Genomic DNA, 21,557 nt, shown 5'->3' with positions numbered 1-21,557 from the left:
AGCTCCCCTTGCTGAAATTTTGTCACGATCCGTTTCGCCAGAGACATAATTTACATTATTATATATATCTGTTTGAAAAAAACCTGGCTCTACCAATACAACATTTATTCCTTTTCCTTGAAGTTCATAGCGAATGGACTCGCTCCATCCTTCCATCGCGAATTTGGAAGCGCAGTAAGCACTCAAGGTAGCTGCTCCTATCAGACCTAATATAGAAGAAATGTTTATAATAGTACCTTGTTGCTTTTCCAACATAAATGGCAGTACACCACGTGTACAATTTAGAACTCCATAGAAATTGGTATCTAATTGCTTATGAAAATCATCGTTACTACTTTTACTAAATTCTCCGACAACTGCAAAACCGGCATTGTTGATAAGGACATCTATGCATTGTTCTTTTTTAAGTATTTGTTCAACACAGTCATCTACGCTTTCTGTATCACAAACATCTAATTGACAAATATGAATCGGAGTATTTTGTTGTTGGCTGGCGGCAAGCAAACGCTCTTTTTTTTGCAAATTGCGCATGGAGGCATAAACAATGTAACCTTTTTTCGCAAGCCACAAAGCAGTTTCATAACCAAGACCACTTGAACACCCTGTGATGAGTACGACTTTACTCATTGCGTTTTGTCCAAGCCAAAACACCCACTAACGAAAATACACCTATTTTCATCGGAACTGTTTCTAGAATAAGTTGGTCATCTTCAAATTTAAAGTAGCGAACATAGTCCTTTCCCACTTCGTTGGGAATTATATGACTTTCGATTTTGTGTTTCACAGTATTGTCTTCGACAGAAAAGCGACCACAGTACGTCACATAGTTACGTATAGTATCGTTCACTTCTGTTTTTTTTCCAACCCCTACCATCGCCAATGACGAACTAAACATCTTGCGCTTTTGTTTGCTCAGATGTACGGACATGTAACCACTTTCTGTGTATATTAGAACCCCGAATGGTTTTTTCCCTAAAGGATAAAACTTCACAGCACCACTTTTTGTGGACATTGTAAATCGTTCTAACTGCCAAACACCATAAAATTTGTCCATATCTTTAACTACCAATTATTCTTTCTCTGCCCAAAAAAAGTACCATCCCCAGTTTCTTTTCATTAAGCTTGGTCGTGCAAACATTCTGGCTAAGTTGAGAATAGAAGGTCTTGCCCAGAAGTAATTCTCATATTTAAAAGGTTCCAATACCGTTTTATACTTTTCGGCCTTACTCAAATCCCACGTTTTGACAAAAGCAGTCTCTGTAACATCGAGAGTTTCAATATTTGAAAAACCATGTTTTTTCATGAGTGCTTCGTACTCGCTAACCTTTTGCATAAAGCTAACGTTAAAGGTAACTGTTGCAGCAATTTGCTTTGTAAGCCATGAACTCTTCTCACCTAAAATGGGGTCACTAAAAGCAATACCTCCACCTTTTTTCAGTGCTTTAAAGGCATTCGCAAATACGGCATCTTTGTCGGGGACATGCACCAGAACTCCCAAAGAAATCACATAGTCGAATGTTTCTTCTGGAAAATCCATATCACATGCATTTAAGGCCCGGTACTCCAAACGATCTTCTAAATCGAATTTTTTCGCAAACTCTCTGGCGTGTTTTATTTGCGATTCGACTAAATCAATTCCGAGAACACGACAATCCAAGTTTCTTGCTAGCCATACAGATGTTTCCCCAAAAGCACAACCTATATCCAAAACGTACGATCCCTTTTTGATGTGCTTTGTCACTTCTCTAATGTATCTTTTTTGTGCGTCAGGAAGTGGGATTTCAGGTTCTCCCGGCGGATAGAAACCAAAATGTCGTGACGGAATTTCATCACCGATCTCACCTAATTTTAAACCATAGATTTGTTCCATTGTTTTGTCGTAAGATGTCATGTTTTTTTCCTATGAAATTATTTTATATAGTAAATTTTTTCTACTGTTAAATCGGACACGCCCTAATTCAATTGTAGACAATGATTCCACTATACATACTGTTTTTTTGAGTGTCAAGTAAATACGGCCTTTGTACTAGTTGTGATGCTTGACTAAATTTGGCTCAGCAAATACTCCACCATTTGTGGCCCTAAATCATACAGAGATAACAATAATATCAAATTATTATAATCTCAACATTGTAATATTTGGTGCATTATATTATAGTAATTTATTATTTTCATAAAAATATCGCACGGAGAAAAAAAGACCTAGGGAAAGATATGGATGCAAAAAATAGTTATATAAAAAAGCCTGTTCATGTCATTTTTGAAGAACAAGTATTGACTTTCGCGGACAAAACAGCTATACGATTTGAAGATACCCAACTCTCTTACGAACAACTCAATTCTAAAGCAAACCAGTTAGCTCACTACCTACGCGATTTAGGGGTTCAGCAAGGTGACTACATAGGTATTTTTATCGAACGTAGTTTAGAAATGGTGATATCTTTTTTGGCCGTTCTAAAATCGGGAGGCGTATATGTTCCTCTAGATCCCGTTTACCCAAAAGAACGTTTGGAATTTATGATCGAAGATACACAAATTTCGAAGTTAATTACCCACCGTCAAAATGATGAAACATCCATAACACAAATTTCCTTAGCAGACATTTCACTAGAGGAATACCCAAAGTCAAATTTAAACCTAGATTCTACCGCAGAAGATTTAGCCTACATAATGTACACTTCTGGTAGTACCGGCAGACCAAAAGGCATCTGTATTCCCCACAAAGGTATTGTACGTTTAGTGAAAAATACCAATTACATCGACATAAAACCAACACATATCTTTGCACAGATCTCCAATGCATGTTTTGACGCGGCTACTTTCGAAATATGGGGTGCATTGTTAAATGGTGGGCAATCAGTTATTATTGCCCGAGAAAATGCACTTGTGGCCTCGCGGCTAAAAAAAGCCTTTACCGACTACAATATAAATGTAAATTTTATCACAACCGCTCTATTCAATCAGTTTGTTTCCCAAGAGCCCAAAATTTTCCAAAACCTAGATTATCTCTTGTTCGGAGGAGAAGGTGCAAACACTTATTGGGTACAAGAGGCCTTTAAAAACAAACCACAACACTTGATGAATGTTTATGGACCAACGGAAAACACCACATTTTCCACCTACTATTGTATAGAAGATATAGACAGTATACAAACAACTGTCCCCATAGGAAAAGCCATCAGTTATACAGAGACCTATGTTCTTAACTCTGACTTGCAACCCGTGGTAAACGGAGAAGTCGGAGAACTTTACCTCGGAGGAATGGGCCTTGCCCATGGATACTTAAATCGCCCACAAATTACCGAAAAAGCTTTTGTAAAACATCCCGATACTCAAGAAACAATATATAAAACAGGTGACTTAGTCCGACTCAACGATAAACAAGATATAGAATACATTGGACGTATAGACCACCAAGTAAAAATACGTGGTTTCCGCATTGAAATGGGTGAAATAGAAAACAGTATAGCTCATATACCAGGTGTCAACAAAACGTTGGTTGTTGCGGAAGACACTCAATTCAGTCATAAAAAATTAGTGGCTTACGTAGAGCAAAAGAAAAATATGACTCTAACCAAGCATGAAATTCGCAATGCCTTAAAAGCAAAAATTCCAGACTACATGATACCGTCAGATTTTGTGATTATGGATAAGCTACCTATTAACGAAAATGGAAAAATTGATCGTAAAGCTATTGCGAAAATGGATTTTACTTGCCCACCACCAAAATTCGACAATGAAACACAAAGCAAAATTTATCGCTTATGGCAGAATATTTTATCTTTAGACCACATAGAACTCGACGATAATTTTTTTGAAGTGGGAGGTAACTCACTATTAGCCACACAAATGGTTTTTGACATTCAACAACAATTAGGATGTTCACTTCCCCTAGAGTCATTCTACAGTCAAGCAACGATAAAAGAGATAGCAGAACTAGTTACCAACAGCGCTCAAGACAATAACCCGTACATTGTATTGTTAAAAAAGGGAACATCTACACCTATTTTTCTATTTCCCGACTTGGCGGGAGACAACGCCCTGTATGCGGATATCATCAAATATTTATCAAATGAACAAACCGTATACTGTTTTCGTCCCATAGGTATTCACGATGAAAAAAAACCATTGAAATCCATCGCTGAAATGGCAGAATTCTATATAGAACAAATGAAAAAGATTCAACCGCAGGGGCCTTACATATTAGGTGGACTTTCCATGGCAGGTACAGTAGCTTTTGAAGTCACACAAAAACTCAACAAACAACAGGATCGTGTATCTTTGCTCTTTCTACTAGACACTGATTCGGGTCTAGATTTTAGTTTGGTCACCCTAGGCAACGTTTTTCGCATGCTTCCGTCGGTAGTTCATAACATAATATATCAGATCTACCGTCCTAAAAAGCTAAACAATAGACTCATTAAAGACACGCTACTGGCCATTCAACTTATATACAATGTGGAGATTTCCCCGAACGAACTTGCAAATTGTAAAACAGAACAACAACAATATGAGTGCATCTTACATCGACTGAAGCAGGCAAATAAATTTCCGCAAAGTACGACAATCGAAAAATTCAAAAAGATTTCCGATTTGGTAGGCTTAAACTTTTTAGCGGTTCTATCGTACTTTCCCAAAAAGTACCAAGGAAAAGTTGTATTTTTCAAACCAACGGAGAGTCCGAAACATTTTACAGCGGTAAATTACAAAAAATGGCACAAACTACTCAATAACATGGACATTCATGAGGTACCAGGCAACCATTTCAATTTTTTTCTACTCCCTTCCGCGGAAACAATAGGTAAAACTATGCAATCTTATATAACAAAGGAGTTGCAATGAAATACATACTGATGGTCACACTACTCATTTGTATATCTGCCCAAGAGGTTACCAAGCAAAGTGTCGACAAAGCCATCGCAAAAGGCATTAAATATCTTTTTGCAAAACAAAGTAGTGAAGGATTTTGGTCGAAACACAACCATGATCTCTATCCGATGGGGCAAACATCTCTTGTTGCGTATACATTGATTAAATCAGGTGTATCTCCCGAAGACTCGCGTATCGAAAAAGCGTTTAGTTATTTAGAGAAATTGCCTCTAAAAAAAACATACAGTGTCGCTCTATATTTAATGGCAACAGAAGCCAAGTATAGCGCGCTGGGTAAAACAAAGTTGAGTGAGCGCAAGCAACAACTTTTGAAAAAAAGAAAATATCACCCCTTTAGGTTGCTCGCCAACAAAAAAGAGCAAAAAAACATCCTTCGCGCAGTCAAATTTTTGGAAACATCCACGTCCACCGGTACATGGGGATATCCACAAGGGGTAGGGGATTTATCCAATACACAATACGCCTTGTTAGGTTTGTTTTCTGCGGAGCGCCTTGGTCTACCTGTAGATAAAAAAATATATTACAAAGTAGTACGCTTCTTTATAGATGCACAAGAAAAAGACGGCCCCACTATTCGCAGACCTTTTGTTGTTCCCGCCGCTGACCAGCCGATTGATTGGCAATGGCGAAAAAAACTAGAAAAACAAATTGCCAAACTCAAAAAACGCAACAAGACAGACTCTTTAAACAAACTATACCCACGCTCTAGTGTCACCGTCGTCACCATGCGCGCGCGCGGTTGGAAATATCGCGAAGATCATGGAAAAGTCACCGGAAGTATGACGACAGCAGGAGTCGCGTGTATGGTAATCGCTAAAGCTTATCTGGAGAAATGGCGAAGTAGTCGTTGGAAAAAACTTCTGCCGCAAATAAACGAAAGTATACGCGATGGATGTGCATGGATTGCGCATAATTTCAAAGTAAATAGAAATCCCAACGGTGGACATTTATACTATTACCTATATGGACTAGAACGCGCTGGTATATTATCAGGTGTAGAACACTTTGCTTCACATAACTGGTATATTGAAGGGGCAAAAAAAATGCTCAAAGACCAAAAAAGAAATGGCAAATTCAAAGATAATATTATCGATACGTGTTTTGCTTTGTTATTTTTAAAACGTGCAACGGTTCCGGTGCGCATCGAAACGCAAGCGGACGAATAGAATGTCAAAGAAGTCGACAAATTCAGAAATTGACTTTCTGCTAGAAAAGCCTGAAAGCGCTATAGACAAATACGAAATAATCAAAGTATTAGGTCAAGGCGGTATGGGTATTGTTTACTTAGCTCACGACCCACAGCTAAATAGAAATGTCGCATTAAAAATTATCCATCGCAAAAGCAGTACAACCACAAAACGCTTTCTACTCGAAGCCAAAGCCATTAGTATGTTGGATCATCCAAATATCGTCAAAATTTACCATTTATCAAATACGGAAAAAGGTGCCCCCTATATTGCCATGGAATATATAGAGGGCACTACTCTAAAAGATTACCTCAAAACAAATCCACAACTTACCATTCAGCAAAAAGTGCAACTTATCACCCCTATCTTAGATGCCATACACTACGCACATCAAAAAGGTATTATCCATCGCGACATAAAGCCAGCAAATATTCTTATTGATCGCAAAGGTAATCCTCTCCTCATGGATTTTGGACTTGCCAAAGCACTTGACCTCACTGATGAAACCTTAACTCAAGAAGGTATAGTCGTTGGTACGATAGGTTATATGTCGCCAGAACAAGCATGGAGTGCCTCAGTGAAAACAGATAGTCGAACAGACATATACTCTTGTGGAATTGTACTGTACGAAATGTTAACCAATAAAACACCGATTTCTGCCAAAAACATCATCGAATACATTCAATACCTTTCCGACAGAAAAATCACCCTACCACGAAAGCACAACAAAGAAATACCTTTGGCGCTACAAAAGATCTGTTTAAAAGCGTTAGAAAAAAATAAAAGGTTTCGTTACCAAACAGCACAACACTTTGCAAAAGATCTGCGTATCTTTTGCCATCAAAGTAACTTACGCAATGTTTTGCATTTTCATTATAAATATTTGCTAGCGATCACTTTACTAGTGATAATTGGCATCAACTGGACTATCTTTCAAAACATCGCCCTGCCCGTAGTAAAAGAAGAACCGCCTATTGACATCATTGTGCGGTGGACACAAAACGGATTTTACGACAAGGCGCGTCAAGAGCTAGACAAGATCAAAAAAAAATTACCCGACCATGTTTACCACCAATATAGATGTATGCTAGCGGCGAAAAAACAAGATGATCTGTCATTACAGCAACACTATAATTTACTCGCCGAAAAACACAAGTATGCCGATATTGTACAGCTAGCTCTTGCAGAAAACTACATGACAAAAAAGATGTGGTCACAAGCTTTACAAGCTCTTAGTAAGGCGAAAGGAAAGCTATCTGCATTTTATGTTCCGTACTACACAGGAAAAATCTACTACCATATGGAGAAATTTTCGCAGGCACGCAAACAATTTCTTCTCGCCAAATCAGTACAAACTCAAAATGACTATATCGATATTGAAATTGCCAAGTGCCATTTACAACTCCGCGAGTATGCAAAAATTTATAACGCGCTTATAAATATGCCAGACAAAGCTCGTTTTCCCGAAGTATACTTCTTACTTGGGCGCTCTGCTATTGGACAAAATCAATACTCTCGTGCACAACGTTTTTTCCAAAAACAATTACAAATCACTCAACCACAAAGTAAAAGTTATTACTGGTTAGCCAAAGCGCTCATACATCAAAAAAAGTATCGTGAAGCAAGTACGTATTTACAAAAAGCCCGCTCGCTTGCACCGACAAATTTGGAAATTTTTAAAGAATACACCAGTATCGCCATTTACGACACGAACCTAGTAAAAGATCGTTATCTAGAATTTTTTACGGCTTTGGAAAAATGGCGATATACTCCTCAAACAGCCATCAACGCTGCCATTACCAACATCCGCGATAAAAATGCTCCACATTATTTACAAATGAAAACACTTTCACAACAGAAATTCTCTCAACAACAATGCGCATTGTTCGTACAAAAACTTTCCAACGTCGCAATTGCACATCACGCCAAAAAAGCTCTGTTTCTTATGCGTTATAGTAAACACATTCATATAATGAAAGAAAAATTCCCGCGCCTCTACAATGAAATCATCGCGGTAAAACGCCAAGAACTACAAAGTGCCTTATACTATCAGTTGGCCAGCATAAGTTTAAATCCCAGCTACCAGCATAGCCTATCTATTTCGCAAATAAAGAATGTAGCAACAAATAATAAACTTTCTACCTTACATCGCTACATTGCCGTAAAATCATTGGTTCATTTATTGCAAATAAAATTTGTCAATACATTACGCCTTGATGCCATTCAAAGTCGTGATATTCACTCAGAAGCGATTTACGACTGTGCTTTGCGCTCCGTTAGTATCCATCCCCATCTTTCCCGAAGAAAGTTGCCCTATTTACCTGACGCCGAACTCATATTGTTGCCTAATTTTTTTCTGTTCTATCAACCGACCGATAACGACATACAAATTTTGCTTAAACAACGCAACTCGATCACGGCGGTCATCACCGCCTTAAATCACTATCGTCTAACGTCTCATCACAAACAGAGTATGTCAACAATACGCAAATTCATATTTGCAGAAGATTCGTCGATTTCCGACTATACTATATTTAATTTTTTTAGCTCCATGTCTCGTAACTCAACAAATTCGTCTCATAAAGAACTTTGGACAAATTTAGTTGTACGCCTTCCCATAATCAATGAACAAAGCTGCCAGGCAGCTCTACAAGTGGCCATCAACAAAGAAATGTTCATTCCCACAAAGATTATCCAACAGTTACTAAAAAAACAACCGTCTATACCCACAGCAATGCTCATATTTAACTACTTGGCGAAAACCAAACAAGACAAAGAGATTCAAAATTACTATACCAATGCCACACATAACTCCAACTTAAGACTTTATGCCTATTATAAGCATTTCACCACAGAACTATTGACCAAGTATCGAGGAGTTACACCGCAAATATTCTTTAAAGAAAAAGACGATTTTTTGCGAAGTTATGCTTACATTATGTATGCCCACCTTGGGGAAGAAATACTACATTTTATTGAAAAAGAACCTCCTCATATGAAGGCCTTTATGTTAAAAGCTTCCGTGTTACCTGTGCTACCAATTATTGGAAAAGCCAATGCAAGATTACCAAAGGATGTTCGGTACGCCATTATGCAAAAATACAGAAGTCATACCAACGACCATGTGAGAAAACACGCTTACAATGCCGAGATCTATGCACGCTACGACAGTGAAAACCTCGATGAGTTTATCGAAAACTGCATTCAGACACAAGATATGATAGTACGCGTGGGTGTCGCCAACGCCATTCGCGACCGATTGATCTCCAATATAGAGATAAATGACAGACATTTTATAGAACAACTACTGTTCTTCACTCAAAAATACCACCCGCAAGCACCTATACATATACACAGGTACTTTAAAAATTCTCTAAATAAAAATATGGCTGTTTACAAAAAAATGTTATGGCAAATAAAAAGATTAGATAAGTGGAGTGCCGGGGATTTTTATAGAAATGCGATGATTCTCGATAAGGACGGGCAGAAAAAACAAGCCATTCAGTCTCTTAAAATGGCTCTGAGTATGGATAACAACATTTTGTATCATATTGAACTAGCAAAACTTATTTATTCACAACAAAAAAGTGCCGTAGAAGATACACTAGTAGATATATATAAACTCAATCAGCAACATAGAATATACCCAGAGTATCATGTTCCTTTACTAAAAATAGAAAAAAGTGCGCTTTTGGAAAAAATTTTATTACTCAACTATATCCAACAAGCCTACAAAGGATCTCATATAGCAGCACGTCTATACGCTTTGCAAAATTTAGTAACGTACTACCGCGATACAAAAAATGACAACGACATGAAATTTTACCTGGGTGTTCTTCGCCATCAACGAAGCATAGCCCCAAAAGACTATTGAAAAATTAATGTTCACAGAAAGTCTGCTCAAGAAAACGGTACCGTCTTCGGTATTTGCGTTCCTCATGAATCGTTCGTCGGCAATAAATCGCAATTATTCGACGGCGCGTATGGTCCACGACCAGAGTAAGAAAGTCTCAAACGCCACTGCTGCATTTTCTCCATATGCTGAATTCTAAGTACCGCAATGGCTAAACCTACTGAAAACCAATAGTGAGCGTTCGCCATAAAGTTGTATATAACACCCCCTAGTATAGCTCCTTGGGTTAAACAGGCCACGGGAAAAATTAAAATAATACGTAAGGAATAATTTTTCGTACGAAAGAAAACCCCCCACACCCAAATCATAATAATGATACGTAGAACCATCACAATACAATAACCAACAAAACCAATGCCTGCCACCAAGCGGTCTTTTTCCCCCTCAAAAACAACATCAAATTGTTTACGGATGTCAAGAATCCGAGAAATTCCCTGAAACTCTGTACCAATTCCGTAGCCCAATAAACCAGCATTCTGTAACCGAGCAATGCGCACCATGTTGTACACTCGGGAAGAAACTCTTCCTCTCTCAAACCTCTTCACTAAGAGTTCAAAACTTTTCTGTCCAGATGATGAAACAGTGAAAGCAACAACGGTGAGTATTCCCACAAGTAATATACGCAACACGAACTTCTGCCAGAGAGCATTGCGGCGAGATACAGAAAGTAAGATAAAACCTATCGTTAGTATAGCACTTACGGCAACGACTCCACGCGAAGCTGTCATAAATACATTTAACCAAGCCAGTACGAAACAGCAATAGTAAACGGCAGATAGAAATTTGTTGTTTTCTTGTATAATTAAAACCATTAGAAAGCTCAGTAATACAAATAGATACTGGCCAAACGGCGCTATGTAGGAAAAAGTAGAAATAATGCGAACTTTCCCCATAAAGCCTGCGATGGAAGTACTGTCTCCGACGTACTTGTTCAAATAATGACTTGGAGGTAGGGAGTATTGGTATACACCTAATAACAGAATAGGAATCGCAAGGAATGCGGCCCAGCGAAAAAAACGCAAAATCTTTTGCTTTGTATTTAATACGGCGGGTACGGTGACAATTAAAGTGATAAACGAGTAATGAATCATCATTCCCACAAGAAAGATGCGTATATCACTTGTTGCACTCCAATTAAAAAACTCGATAATGCCCCAAAAAAAATAGAAGAAAATGATTGGGACAAAAGGATAACTATAATTTGCTTTATTTTTCAATAAGCAAAGCATGAACGGTCCTACAACAATCGCATATTTTACAAATATGAGTACCGTTGATAGGCCTGGCAAAAACCACTTGCGGAATGCGCCTTCGACAAGAAGCCACACAAAAAAGAAGTACATGGACCATCGCCACTGAAAAAAACTAATTGCTAAGCATACCATACCCAGTAACAGTAAGGAAAAATACAGTGTGATAGAACCGCTCATACCGACCTAATTCTTATCTTTGCTTTGTTTTTTATTGGGGGATTTTAACTTAAAAGAATTACGAATGCTGTACATTGTCGCCCACGTTTTATTTTCGGATGTTGGTTTGTGAGGCGAAACACATGCAAACAAAATGGATTTACTATTGTCTTCGCTATGAAACAACTCTATATCCATATGCAAAGATAATTTTTTACCGGTAACAAAAGGATCATACCAATCTACTACCGCTAAATACTTGACTTTTTTAGACTCTTTTTCTTTGGTTTTTTCCACAGAAACTTTTATATCGTCTAAATTTAACTCTAACTTTCTCTTTTCAGCAACGGCTTTACACAAACCTTTATAGTACGCCAAAAGAATTTCATGTATCTTTTTCTGATCAAGAGAAACTTTCTCTTCTATCCATAGAAAAAACACGTAGCAAAAATAGTCGTCTTTTTCTGGACTAAACATCCCAGGAGCAAAACGCAGCTCTTCAAAACCATCGTATTTTATCTCGGGAGCAAAAGATAGAGGAAAAGCAATGCGTTCTGGTCGCCAATCTTTCGGGGCAGAGAACTCAAAGGGATCTTTGTCGTCAGCAAATAACATACATCCCAAGATAAAAAGAATTATATACTTTTTCATGTTAGCACTTCCTATTTTTTGAACATTTGTTTTATCTTGTCTAATATCTTATTTGCTACATCATACTTCGACATCAAAGGTAATTTTTTACCTTTTTCTCTCGTTATAATATAAACTTCGTTCTCATCGCTGTTAAATGTTGGGTTTTCTCCCGAAATATCATTTGCGACAATTAAGTTTAATTTTTTCGATACCAGCTTTTGCAAAGCATTTTCGATGATGTCCTCGGTCTCAGCAGCAAAACCTACCTTAAAGATATCTTCGTTTACTATTTCCATCAGAATATCGGGATTGCGAATCATTTCAATGTTCCATGTTTGCTGTTTCCCTTTTTTCATCTTGTTGTCGCGAACGTCCTGTGCGCGCCAATCAGCGACGGCAGCTGCCATTACCAAAATATCATTTTGCGACGCATGCTCTTTTACCTTCTCACACATTTCCATCGCAGACTCCACGTGAATCGCTTCTACCCCCATGGGTACTTCTAAATGATTTGCTGCTGTAATTAACGTAACTTTAGCTCCGCGATCTCGCGCTGCCGTGGCAACGGCATGCCCCATTTTTCCAGAAGAGCGATTTGCCAATATGCGTACCGCATCTATTTTCTCCCGCGTTCCCCCTGCGGTAACAAGAATACGTAAGCGCGATAAATCACCATTTTCTCCCAAAATACCATTAAGATGATGAAGTATATCTTGTGGTTCGGTCATACGTCCCACACCTGTCTCTCCCGAAGCCAGGTAACCCTTCTCCGGTCCGACAATAATCATCCCGTTTTCTTTCAGTTTTTGGATATTCTCCTGTACAATAAAATTTTGGTACATGTGTGTTTCCATTGCTGGAGCGACAATAATGGGACCTGTTGTTGCCAACACTGTACATGTCAATGGATCATCACTGAAACCATGTGCCATTTTTGCAATCGTATTCGCGGTTGCTGGTGCAATCACCACAGCATCTTTTTGCGACAAGGCAATATGATCAGCCCCCAAAGACGAGTTGCCATCAAACCAATCGGTAACGACATTTCCCCTTGTTATTCCGCGAAAAGTGGAGGGGTGTATAAACTTTTGTGCTCCCGATGTCATAATAACGTCAACGTTAGCACCTTTTTGAACGAGTAAACTGGCGAGCATGGCACTCTTATAGCACGCAATACTCCCTGTTACTCCCAAAACGATATTCTTGTTTTTTATATTCATTTTTTACTCATTCGGGAAAAAACACGCGGCATAGTGACCGGGACTGAATTCTTGCAAAGCTGGTTTTTCCGCACTACATTTATCTTGTGCTTTCGCACAACGCGTACGGAAAGGACATCCCGACGGTGGATTTAACGGACTAGGTACGTCACCTTGTAACACAATTCGTTCACGAGTTCTTTCCACTTCGGGGTCGGGAACATTCACCGCAGAGATGAGAGCTTCAGTGTACGGATGACGTGGTTTTTGCTTAAATAGTTCATCAGTAGGTGCTAACTCCACAATGTTTCCAAGGTACATAACAGCTATTCGTGTACACATGTGCTTGACAACACTTAAATCGTGAGCGATAAATACGTATGTAAGATCGTATTCTTTTTGTAAATCCACAAATAAGTTCAAGACCTGTGCCTGGATAGATACATCCAGTGCCGAAACAGGTTCGTCGGCCAAAATAATTTTAGGAGAAGAAATTAAAGCTCGTGCAATTCCAATTCTTTGACGCTGTCCTCCGGAAAAAGCATGTGGGTAGCGGTTGCGAAACCGTGGCTCTAATCCTACTTTTTCCATCATGCTTACTACAGCAGAGTTGAGCTCTTCTTTACTTTTGTATATACCTAAAATCTTTGCCGGTTCACCGATAATCTCTCCCACGGTCATACGCGGATCTAGAGAAGCATAAGGATCTTGAAATACCATTTGTATTTCACTACGATGCTTCTTCATCTGCTCTTGCGTCAGCTGTGTAAGATCTTCTCCATGAAAAATCACTTGTCCAGACTTAGGACGATGCAGTTGGATGATGTTACGTGCTGTCGTCGACTTCCCACAACCACTTTCACCTACAAGTCCTAAGGTTTCACCTTTATACAGATCAAAACTCACACCGTTTACCGCACGTAGTATCTTGCGCTCTTTGGAAAACAAACCACCACTTCTGCCAACGTCAAACTCCACATGTAAGTCTTTTACTTGTAGTATTACCTCTTTATTTTGTGTCATATCTCAAACCTCTACACCTCAAGATTTATATAAAATACACGCGGCTTTGTGCTGCCGTTCTTCATCCAGAACCACATATTCTGGAAGCCCTTGTAGACACTCGTCTTTCTTCTTCGGACAACGTGTGTGGAAAGGACAAAAATCGGGTTTTTGTAATAAATATGGAGGAGATCCCTTTATCGTTGTCAGTCTTTCTTGTTTCTCGTGTAATTTAGGGATAGAACTCAATAACCCTTGAGTGTAAGGATGTCCCGTTTTTGCAAAAAGCAAATCTGTTGGTCCACTCTCAACAATTGTTCCGCCGTACATCACAAATACTTTATGACTAACTCCCGCAATAACTCCCAAATCGTGCGTAATAAAAATAATAGACATCTTGAGTTTTTCATTCAACTCTTTCAGGAGCTCTAAAATTTGCGCCTGAATGGTAACATCAAGAGCTGTTGTCGGCTCGTCAGCAACAAGTAGTTTCGGATCACACATGAGTGCCATTGCAATCATTACCCGTTGGCGCATACCACCGGAAAATTCGTGGGGATAACTATTTAAACGATTTTTTGCATCGGCGATTCCTACCAAATCTAGCTTTTCAATAGCTAGATTCACAGCGTCTTTTTTCGACAATCCCTTATGCAACATCACCGCTTCGATCATTTGTGTTTTGATTGTCAAAAACGGGTTCAATGAAGTCATGGGGTCTTGAAAAATCATGGTAATGTCGTGACCACGTAACTTGTTCAGTTTTCCTTGATCTAACTCGCCATTCTTATTCAGGAGGCTCTCTCCACAAAACTCAAGTTTATCAGCCACTACGCGTCCTGGGGGTATTGGTATGAGTCCCATAATAGAAAGACATGAGACACTCTTTCCGCTACCACTTTCCCCTACCATACCAACAATTTCCCCTTCGCGAATCGTATAAGAAATTCCATTGTTGGCATGCACAGTACCTTCGTCTGTTTTAAAGGTAGTCTGCAAATTTTTTACTTCAAGTACTATTTTGCTATCTTCGCTCATATGACATACCCTATTTCATTTTTGGATCTAGTGCATCACGTAGACCATCACCTAAAAAGTTCATGCAAAACAACGTTATGGATAAAGCTAACCCTGGAAAAATAATAAGCCATGGCGCTGTTTCCATAACACTTGCACCATCAACGCATAATTTTCCCCAGCTAGGATTAGGTTCTTGAATTCCCAACCCCAAAAAACTGAGAAATGATTCAACAAGAATTACCCGAGGAATCGTGATTGTCGTATACACGATTACCGTTCCTAGTGCATTGGGAACTAAGTGTTTAAAAATAATAGTTGCGTGAGACGCCCCATATGAGCGTGCAGCCTCAATAAATTCTTTTGCTTTTAGTGACAATATTTGTCCACGAACAATACGTGCCATCGTGAGCCAACTTACAGCTCCAATTGCCATAAAAAGAATATATTCGTTTTTACCGAAGACCACCATGAGTATGATCACCAAAAACATATATGGTAAACTATACATTACATCGACAAAACGCATCATCAAATTGTCAATTCTTCCTCCCGCATACGCAGCGGTTGCCCCGTAAGTAATACCAATAGATAAACTAATTAGCGTACATAAAATCGCAATTTTAATTGAAACTTGCCCACCGTATAAAACACGCGTAAAAGTATCGCGACCTGTGGGATCAGTACCAAAAATATGCTCACTACTTGGTGCTTGCTTAAAAGCTTTATAATCAATTTGAGAGTAGTCATAGCTTGAAATAAATGGTGCTCCAAAGCACGCTAGAATCATAAGTCCTAGAACTACCAATGAAAATACCGCCATTTTGTTTTTTAATAAACGTTTCCAGGCATCTTTCCACAAGCTAAGTCCATGCTCGTCGGCGGCCTTTTGTAATTTTGTATTTTTATCCATATTATTTCTCTTCATGCAATTTGATTCGTGGATCTATAAAACCGTATGCAATATCTACAAATAAGTTAAAAGTCATCACTAATATACTTACCAATATTACAGTCCCCATGACCATAGTGTAGTCGCGATCAATTGCTCCCATAACGAATTCACGACCAACTCCAGGAATGCCAAATATCTGTTCAACAACGATAGAACCTGTGATAATGAAAGCTGATGCAGGACCTACATAAGAAACGATAGGTAACAAGGCCCCTTTCATTGCATGACGTGTAATGATAGTCCAATCACTTAGCCCCTTGCTTCTTGCCGTTTTAATATAGTCCTGACGAATAACTTCTAGCATACTACCTCGCGCAATACGTGCGATGATAGCAATGTAGTAACAAGATAGAGTGATGACCGGTAATATATAATGTTTTAATTCTCCCCAACCAGCAACAGGAAGCCACCCCAACCATAAACCAAAAGTTACCGCTAATATTGGTCCTAGTACCAGATTCGGTACAGAAATACCTAAAATTGCAAAACTCATACATGTGTAGTCAATAAAACTATTTTGATTCAGCGCAGCGAAGAATCCAATTGTAGTTCCTAAAAGCAAAGCGATAAACATTGCCATAAAACCGATGCGTAATGAAACAGCAAACTTCTCTTTTATAATGCCGACCACTGTTTTGTTTTCATATTTCATAGAGGGGCCTAAGTCCCCTTGTAGAATCATCCCCAAGTAGTAAAAATATTGTACAACTAAGGGCTTATCCATATGATATTTTTTTTCGAGATTCTTTTTAATTTCTGCAGACAACTTTTTCTCCGACGAAAAAGGACCGCCTGGAGCAAAACGCATGAGAAAAAAAGTAACTGTAATGATAACAAGCAAAACCGGTATCATTCCCAAAATGCGTTTACAAAAATATACAAACATATAATTCTCCGTTTATCTATCTCCCCTTTGAATTGCTAGGTGTTTGCCAGTATGTGATGCCCTCTCGCCGGCGGTTAGCCGATTGTGGGGGGGCACCAAATGCCAGCATATTTATACTAAAATAGTGTACATACCTAGTTATTCATTGAGCAAATGATTACTTAACTCCAAAATATTTTTTCTTCTCTTCCATATCAATATACGCATCGCGGAAGACGGCACGCGCTTGAAGATCATAAAAACCTTGCTCTACATCTTTTTTGTTACTTGGATAAAAATTCTTCACATATGGCTTTACCAATGTATCCGCAACATAAAAGTAGATAGGCATAATAGGCATTTCGTCTAAAGCTATTTTCTCTGCTTCCTGCATTACGGCTAATCGTTTTTCAGGGGTACTTATTTTTCGCGACTTTAAAAACAATTCATCATATTTTTTGTGTTTCCAAAAAGTATCGTTGTTTTCGCTTTCACTATACATAAGTTCTAAAAAACTGTCTGCGTCATTGTAATCACCAATCCAACCAGCACGTGCAACTTGGTAGTCACCATGTCTACGTCTATCTAAATATGTTTTCCATTCTGCGTTTTCAATTTTAACATCTATGCCCAAGTTTCTCTTTAGCATATCACTTACAACAATCGCAACTTTTTGATGGTTTTCATTTGTATTGTACAAAATAGTCATTGTTGGAAATTTCTTTCCACCTTCCCCATAACCAGCTTCTTTCAAAAGTTGTTTCGCTTTTTCGACATTCTCTTCTAAAGATGCTGCGGTTTTATAACCAGCTGTACGTGGTGGAACAATGAATTTTGCAGGGATATATCCGATGCTTAAAACTTCCGCCAAAATTTCGCGATCAATCGCCATAGAAATAGCCTTGCGTACTTTAGCATTATCGAAAGGAGCTTCTTTTGTGTTGAAGATGTAATAATAAATACCAAGGTATGGTGCCATAACCCATTCTGGATTATTTTTAATACCGGGATATGCAGAAGAAGCCAATCCTGTTACGTGATAATCGGCAGCATTTGCACGAAACATTCGCAATCTAGTTTCGCCATTATCCGTGGTAAAGAAAATAATTTTGTCTAATTTAACCTCATCTTTGCCCCAATAGTTTTCATTTTTCACAACTTCCGTACGATCATTGCGACGACGCAGTACTACTTTAAACGGTCCATTGGAAACAATGTTTTCTAGCTCTGTCCATGCATTGCCATGTTTATCAATAACATGTTTTGGTGTCGCATAAAACGGGACTAAAGATAGCAGGCTCATAAAGTAACCAGTGGGGCTTTCCAACTCTATTTTGAGAGTGTAGTCGTCCACAACAAAAACCCCGAGTTCTTCCGTCTTTTTTTCGTTCTTTAAAACAGCTCGTGCATTTTTAATCACAAAATACAAACTAGCATTGCGCGACTGAGTAATAGGATCTACCGCACGGCGATATGTAGACAAAAAGTCATTTGCAGTTACAGGTTTTCCATCAGACCATTTTGCATCTTTACGTAAGAAAAAAGTATATGTTGTACCATCTTCAGATATCTCCCACCTCTCCGCAACTCCAGGAAGATATCCTCCAGTTTTATTGTTTACACGTACTAAACCTTCAAAAATATTGGACAACATACTTGTCCCAGGCGTTCCTTCACGTTTGATAGGGTCTAAAGTCGCTGCTTCGGCACCGTTTAGAACGCGTAAAACCATTTTTCCTTTGTCATCAGGCATAGGATACTTTGTCTCTCCGCTAGGGCATCCCGTCAACAGCAAACACAAGCCCAAACATAAAATAACTATACTTTTCATCGTTTTATTTTTCTCCTATACCTAAGTACTTTTTCTTTGCCTCCATATCAATCCATACACGTGTAATAGGGTGATTATCGGCAATGTTATAGCGACCCGCCTTGATGTCTTCTTGTCCGTGATTCCCGGTATTTCTTGGATAAAAACCTCGAACATATGGTTTAATCATTTGGTCAGCAACATAAAAATAAATCGGTATAAGCGGCATATTATCTAGCAATATCTTTTCGGCTTTTTGAAACAGAACTTCGCGCTTCTTTACATCTGTTTCTTGTTTTGTCGCCAGTACCAGATTATCATGCTCCGCATTCCACCAACCGGTATTGTTATTTCCACCGTCTTTCATGAAGAGTTCCATAAAATTATATGCATCATTGTAGTCGGCAATCCAACCGCGGCGAATTACATCATAGTTCATTGAATGCATCCTGTCAATGTAGGTTTTCCACTCGTTGTTCTCAATCTTAACAGGGATTCCCAAACGTGTCTGCCACATATTTTGAATGATAATACATATTTTTTGATGGTCTTCGCTGGTGTTGTATAGAATAGTGAACTCTGGAAAACCTTTGCCATCTGGATATCCAGCTTCAGCAAGTAATTTCTTGGCTTCCTCTATGCTTTCGTCTAATTTATGAGGAGACTCATAATTAAACGTTCCTTTCGGTACATAGTTAAAAGCCGGTAATTGTCCTCCCATAGCAACATTTTCGGCAATAATTTTTCGATCAATGGCAATACTCAATGCTTTGCGTACACGTACATCATCAAACGGTTTTTTTGAGGTGTTGAAGCAGAAAAAATATGTCCCCAAGTATGGAGGAGCCATCCATTCAGACTCTTGTTTTATCGTGGGGTAAGCACTTTTCGGCACGGGGCTACTCAACCAATCCGTCATACCACTGCGAAACATCCGTAGTTGTGTCTCTTGATTTTCTGTGGTAAATGCCACAATGCGATCAAGCTTCACACGGTCCTTTTCCCAATAATGCTCATTTTTCTCAAAAATCATCTGGCTACCCATGACCCTTTTTTTCAAGACAAAGGCACCATTGCCTACAATATTTTCTACTTCAGTCCATTTACTGCCATATTTTTCAACTACGTGCTTAGGAACGGGATAAAAAGTATAGTGTGTTAGGAGGTCAATAAAATATGGTACAGGTTGCTTTAAGCGCAACTCTAAAGTATGATCATCAATTGCTTTTGCCGCCAAAGCACTTAGATCTTTTTCCTTACCTTCGTTGATTTCTTGGGCATTGATAATGTCATACAACATGTAAGCATATTCGGCTCCGGTATTTGGATTTAAAATGCGTTGGTATGCCGCGACAAAATCATGTGCTGTTACAGATGTGCCATCTGACCATTTAATATTCTTTCTCAAGGTAAAAACGTAGGTTTTTTGCTCATCTTTGGTTTCATACTTTTCCGCAACACCTAACTCGGAATATTCGCCTTTGTCTCCATAACGAATAAGTCCTTCAAACATCAAATTAATGATACGATTTTCATATACTCCTGTCGCTTTAGATAAATCTAAAGTTGCAGGTTCTTGGGCATTGCTAAAACGAAATACTGTTTTGCCTTGTTTTTCCAATTCGGTCAGCTCTCCTTTGCGGCCTTCGGAATTACAAGAGCATAATGCCAACATAGCAACACACAACAATACACTATACAGTTTCATAAAAAAAAACTCCCGTTATACTATTTCCAATAAATCTTGAACATCTAACATTCCAATGCAGCGATGTTCATCATCGATGACTGGAATTTCATCAATTTTCTTTTCTTTCAACAGGTGACACGCTTCCTCAACGAGAAGAGTTGACTTTATGGTAAAGGGATTTTTTGTCATCACTTCCGCCATGGTAATTTCTTCGAGGTTAATGTTTTCTTTTAAGTGACGTCGCAGATCACCATCGGTGAAAAACCCGAGCACATGTTGTTCCTCGTCAACAACGGTCACTGCCCCAGCACGCGCCGTGGTAATTGTGGTAATGGCATCCATAACACTGCACTTTGGACCAATGACCGGATTGTATTTTCCGGTACGCATCACTTCAGCGACGGTCATGAGGCGTCTCCCCAGACTTCCTCCAGGATGATACAATGCATACTCTTCACGGGTAAATTTGCGTTCTCTTGATACACACATCGCGAGGGCATCTCCTAGAGCCAACATAGCGGTAGTACTTGCTGTTGGTGCCAAACCGAGAGGGCATGCTTCACTAATTTTCCCAATACTCAAGGTTAAATCACTACAATTTGCCAATGTCGAATGAGGCTTTCCCGTAATCGCAATCACTTTTGCGCCAATTTTTTTTAATAACGGCAAAAGACGTAAAATCTCTGCTGTTTCACCACCATTAGAGATCGCAATTACGATATCTTCTTGAAGAACACGCCCTAAATCTCCATGAATGGCCTCCGCAGGGTGTAGTGACAACGAAGGTGTTCCTGTTGATGCCATCGTCGCGGACAATTTCTCGCCAATAAGTCCCGATTTCCCCATACCCGAGACAATAACGCGTCCCTTGCACTCTAAGATCCACGATACCGCCTTCACAAAATTTTCATCAACAAGAGGTATCACTCCCAATATAGCATCCGCTTCGACGCGAAGCACTTTTTTTGCATATTCTATTGCGGGCAT

16 protein-coding genes (1 of these 16 running past the window's edge) are annotated in these 21,557 nt (G+C 39.0%); 3 read left to right on the top strand and 13 right to left on the bottom strand.

The window, feature by feature from the left end; translation table 11 throughout:
• The 3 genes in view from UABAM_RS18070 to UABAM_RS18060 are tightly spaced (at most 15 nt apart) and all read right to left on the bottom strand, a layout consistent with a single transcriptional unit that may run on beyond the window.
• Positions 1-627 carry the 5' portion of an SDR family oxidoreductase gene (locus UABAM_RS18070; protein ID WP_151969413.1) on the bottom strand. Its footprint begins 147 nt before the window's first position, so the window shows 627 of its 774 coding nt (coding positions 1-627); it begins with the start codon at positions 625-627; its stop codon lies beyond the left edge, outside the window.
• Entirely contained in the window at positions 620-1,054 is a 435-nt protein-coding gene (locus UABAM_RS18065) for a lipocalin-like domain-containing protein (RefSeq protein WP_151969412.1), read from the bottom strand. Before UABAM_RS18065 ends, UABAM_RS18070 begins: the two co-directional genes overlap by 8 nt.
• Before the next feature lie 15 nt (positions 1,055-1,069).
• Positions 1,070-1,891: an SAM-dependent methyltransferase gene (locus tag UABAM_RS18060; RefSeq protein WP_151969411.1), complete on the bottom strand. Its 822-nt coding sequence runs from the start codon at positions 1,889-1,891 to the stop codon at positions 1,070-1,072.
• A gap of 323 nt (positions 1,892-2,214) precedes the next feature.
• Here UABAM_RS18060 and UABAM_RS18055 point away from each other — a divergent pair, with 323 nt between their 5' ends.
• The 3 genes from UABAM_RS18055 to UABAM_RS18045 are packed head-to-tail and all read left to right on the top strand — an operon-like array spanning position 2,215 to position 9,951.
• Positions 2,215-4,842 (top strand): amino acid adenylation domain-containing protein, encoded by a 2,628-nt coding sequence (locus UABAM_RS18055; RefSeq protein ID WP_151969410.1) that lies wholly within the window; start codon positions 2,215-2,217, stop codon positions 4,840-4,842.
• On the top strand, positions 4,839-6,056 hold the full coding sequence (locus UABAM_RS18050; protein ID WP_151969409.1) for a prenyltransferase/squalene oxidase repeat-containing protein: 1,218 nt from the start codon (positions 4,839-4,841) through the stop codon (positions 6,054-6,056). Before UABAM_RS18055 ends, UABAM_RS18050 begins: the two co-directional genes overlap by 4 nt.
• A gap of 1 nt (position 6,057) precedes the next feature.
• A complete protein-coding gene (locus tag UABAM_RS18045) occupies positions 6,058-9,951 on the top strand; it encodes a serine/threonine-protein kinase (protein ID WP_151969408.1) in 3,894 nt (1,297 codons plus the stop codon).
• A gap of 62 nt (positions 9,952-10,013) precedes the next feature.
• Here the strand turns inward: UABAM_RS18045 and UABAM_RS18040 are convergent, their stop codons facing one another.
• The 10 genes from UABAM_RS18040 to UABAM_RS17995 all read right to left on the bottom strand — a co-directional run bounded on the left by UABAM_RS18040 (position 10,014) and on the right by UABAM_RS17995 (position 21,557).
• Positions 10,014-11,420, bottom strand: a complete 1,407-nt coding sequence (locus UABAM_RS18040; RefSeq protein ID WP_151969407.1) for a hypothetical protein — start codon at positions 11,418-11,420, stop codon at positions 10,014-10,016.
• Positions 11,421-11,426: 6 nt separating this feature from the next.
• A complete protein-coding gene (locus UABAM_RS18035; protein WP_151969406.1) occupies positions 11,427-12,050 on the bottom strand; it encodes a hypothetical protein in 624 nt (207 codons plus the stop codon).
• An 11-nt stretch (positions 12,051-12,061) separates the two neighbouring features.
• The gene (coaBC, locus tag UABAM_RS18030; protein WP_151969405.1) at positions 12,062-13,252 is read right to left on the bottom strand and encodes a bifunctional phosphopantothenoylcysteine decarboxylase/phosphopantothenate--cysteine ligase CoaBC; all 1,191 of its coding nucleotides are present in this window, start codon (positions 13,250-13,252) and stop codon (positions 12,062-12,064) included.
• Positions 13,253-13,255: 3 nt separating this feature from the next.
• Positions 13,256-14,254, bottom strand: coding sequence for an ABC transporter ATP-binding protein (locus tag UABAM_RS18025; protein ID WP_151969404.1), 999 nt, complete (start codon positions 14,252-14,254; stop codon positions 13,256-13,258).
• 18 nt (positions 14,255-14,272) lie between these two features.
• A complete protein-coding gene (locus UABAM_RS18020) occupies positions 14,273-15,271 on the bottom strand; it encodes an ABC transporter ATP-binding protein (RefSeq protein WP_151969403.1) in 999 nt (332 codons plus the stop codon).
• A 10-nt stretch (positions 15,272-15,281) separates the two neighbouring features.
• Positions 15,282-16,163: an ABC transporter permease gene (locus tag UABAM_RS18015; protein WP_173013399.1), complete on the bottom strand. Its 882-nt coding sequence runs from the start codon at positions 16,161-16,163 to the stop codon at positions 15,282-15,284.
• A gap of 1 nt (position 16,164) precedes the next feature.
• Positions 16,165-17,091 (bottom strand): ABC transporter permease, encoded by a 927-nt coding sequence (locus UABAM_RS18010; protein WP_151969401.1) that lies wholly within the window; start codon positions 17,089-17,091, stop codon positions 16,165-16,167.
• 157 nt (positions 17,092-17,248) lie between these two features.
• The gene (locus UABAM_RS18005; protein ID WP_151969400.1) at positions 17,249-18,901 is read right to left on the bottom strand and encodes a peptide ABC transporter substrate-binding protein; all 1,653 of its coding nucleotides are present in this window, start codon (positions 18,899-18,901) and stop codon (positions 17,249-17,251) included.
• Between the two features lie 4 nt (positions 18,902-18,905).
• A complete protein-coding gene (locus UABAM_RS18000; RefSeq protein WP_151969399.1) occupies positions 18,906-20,588 on the bottom strand; it encodes a peptide ABC transporter substrate-binding protein in 1,683 nt (560 codons plus the stop codon).
• Positions 20,589-20,603: 15 nt separating this feature from the next.
• The gene (locus UABAM_RS17995) at positions 20,604-21,557 is read right to left on the bottom strand and encodes a KpsF/GutQ family sugar-phosphate isomerase (protein WP_151969398.1); all 954 of its coding nucleotides are present in this window, start codon (positions 21,555-21,557) and stop codon (positions 20,604-20,606) included.

The organism is Candidatus Uabimicrobium amorphum, from assembly GCF_009002475.1.
Taxonomy (GTDB): domain Bacteria; phylum Planctomycetota; class Uabimicrobiia; order Uabimicrobiales; family Uabimicrobiaceae; genus Uabimicrobium; species Uabimicrobium amorphum.
This window is presented reverse-complemented; position numbering and strand designations above follow the sequence as displayed.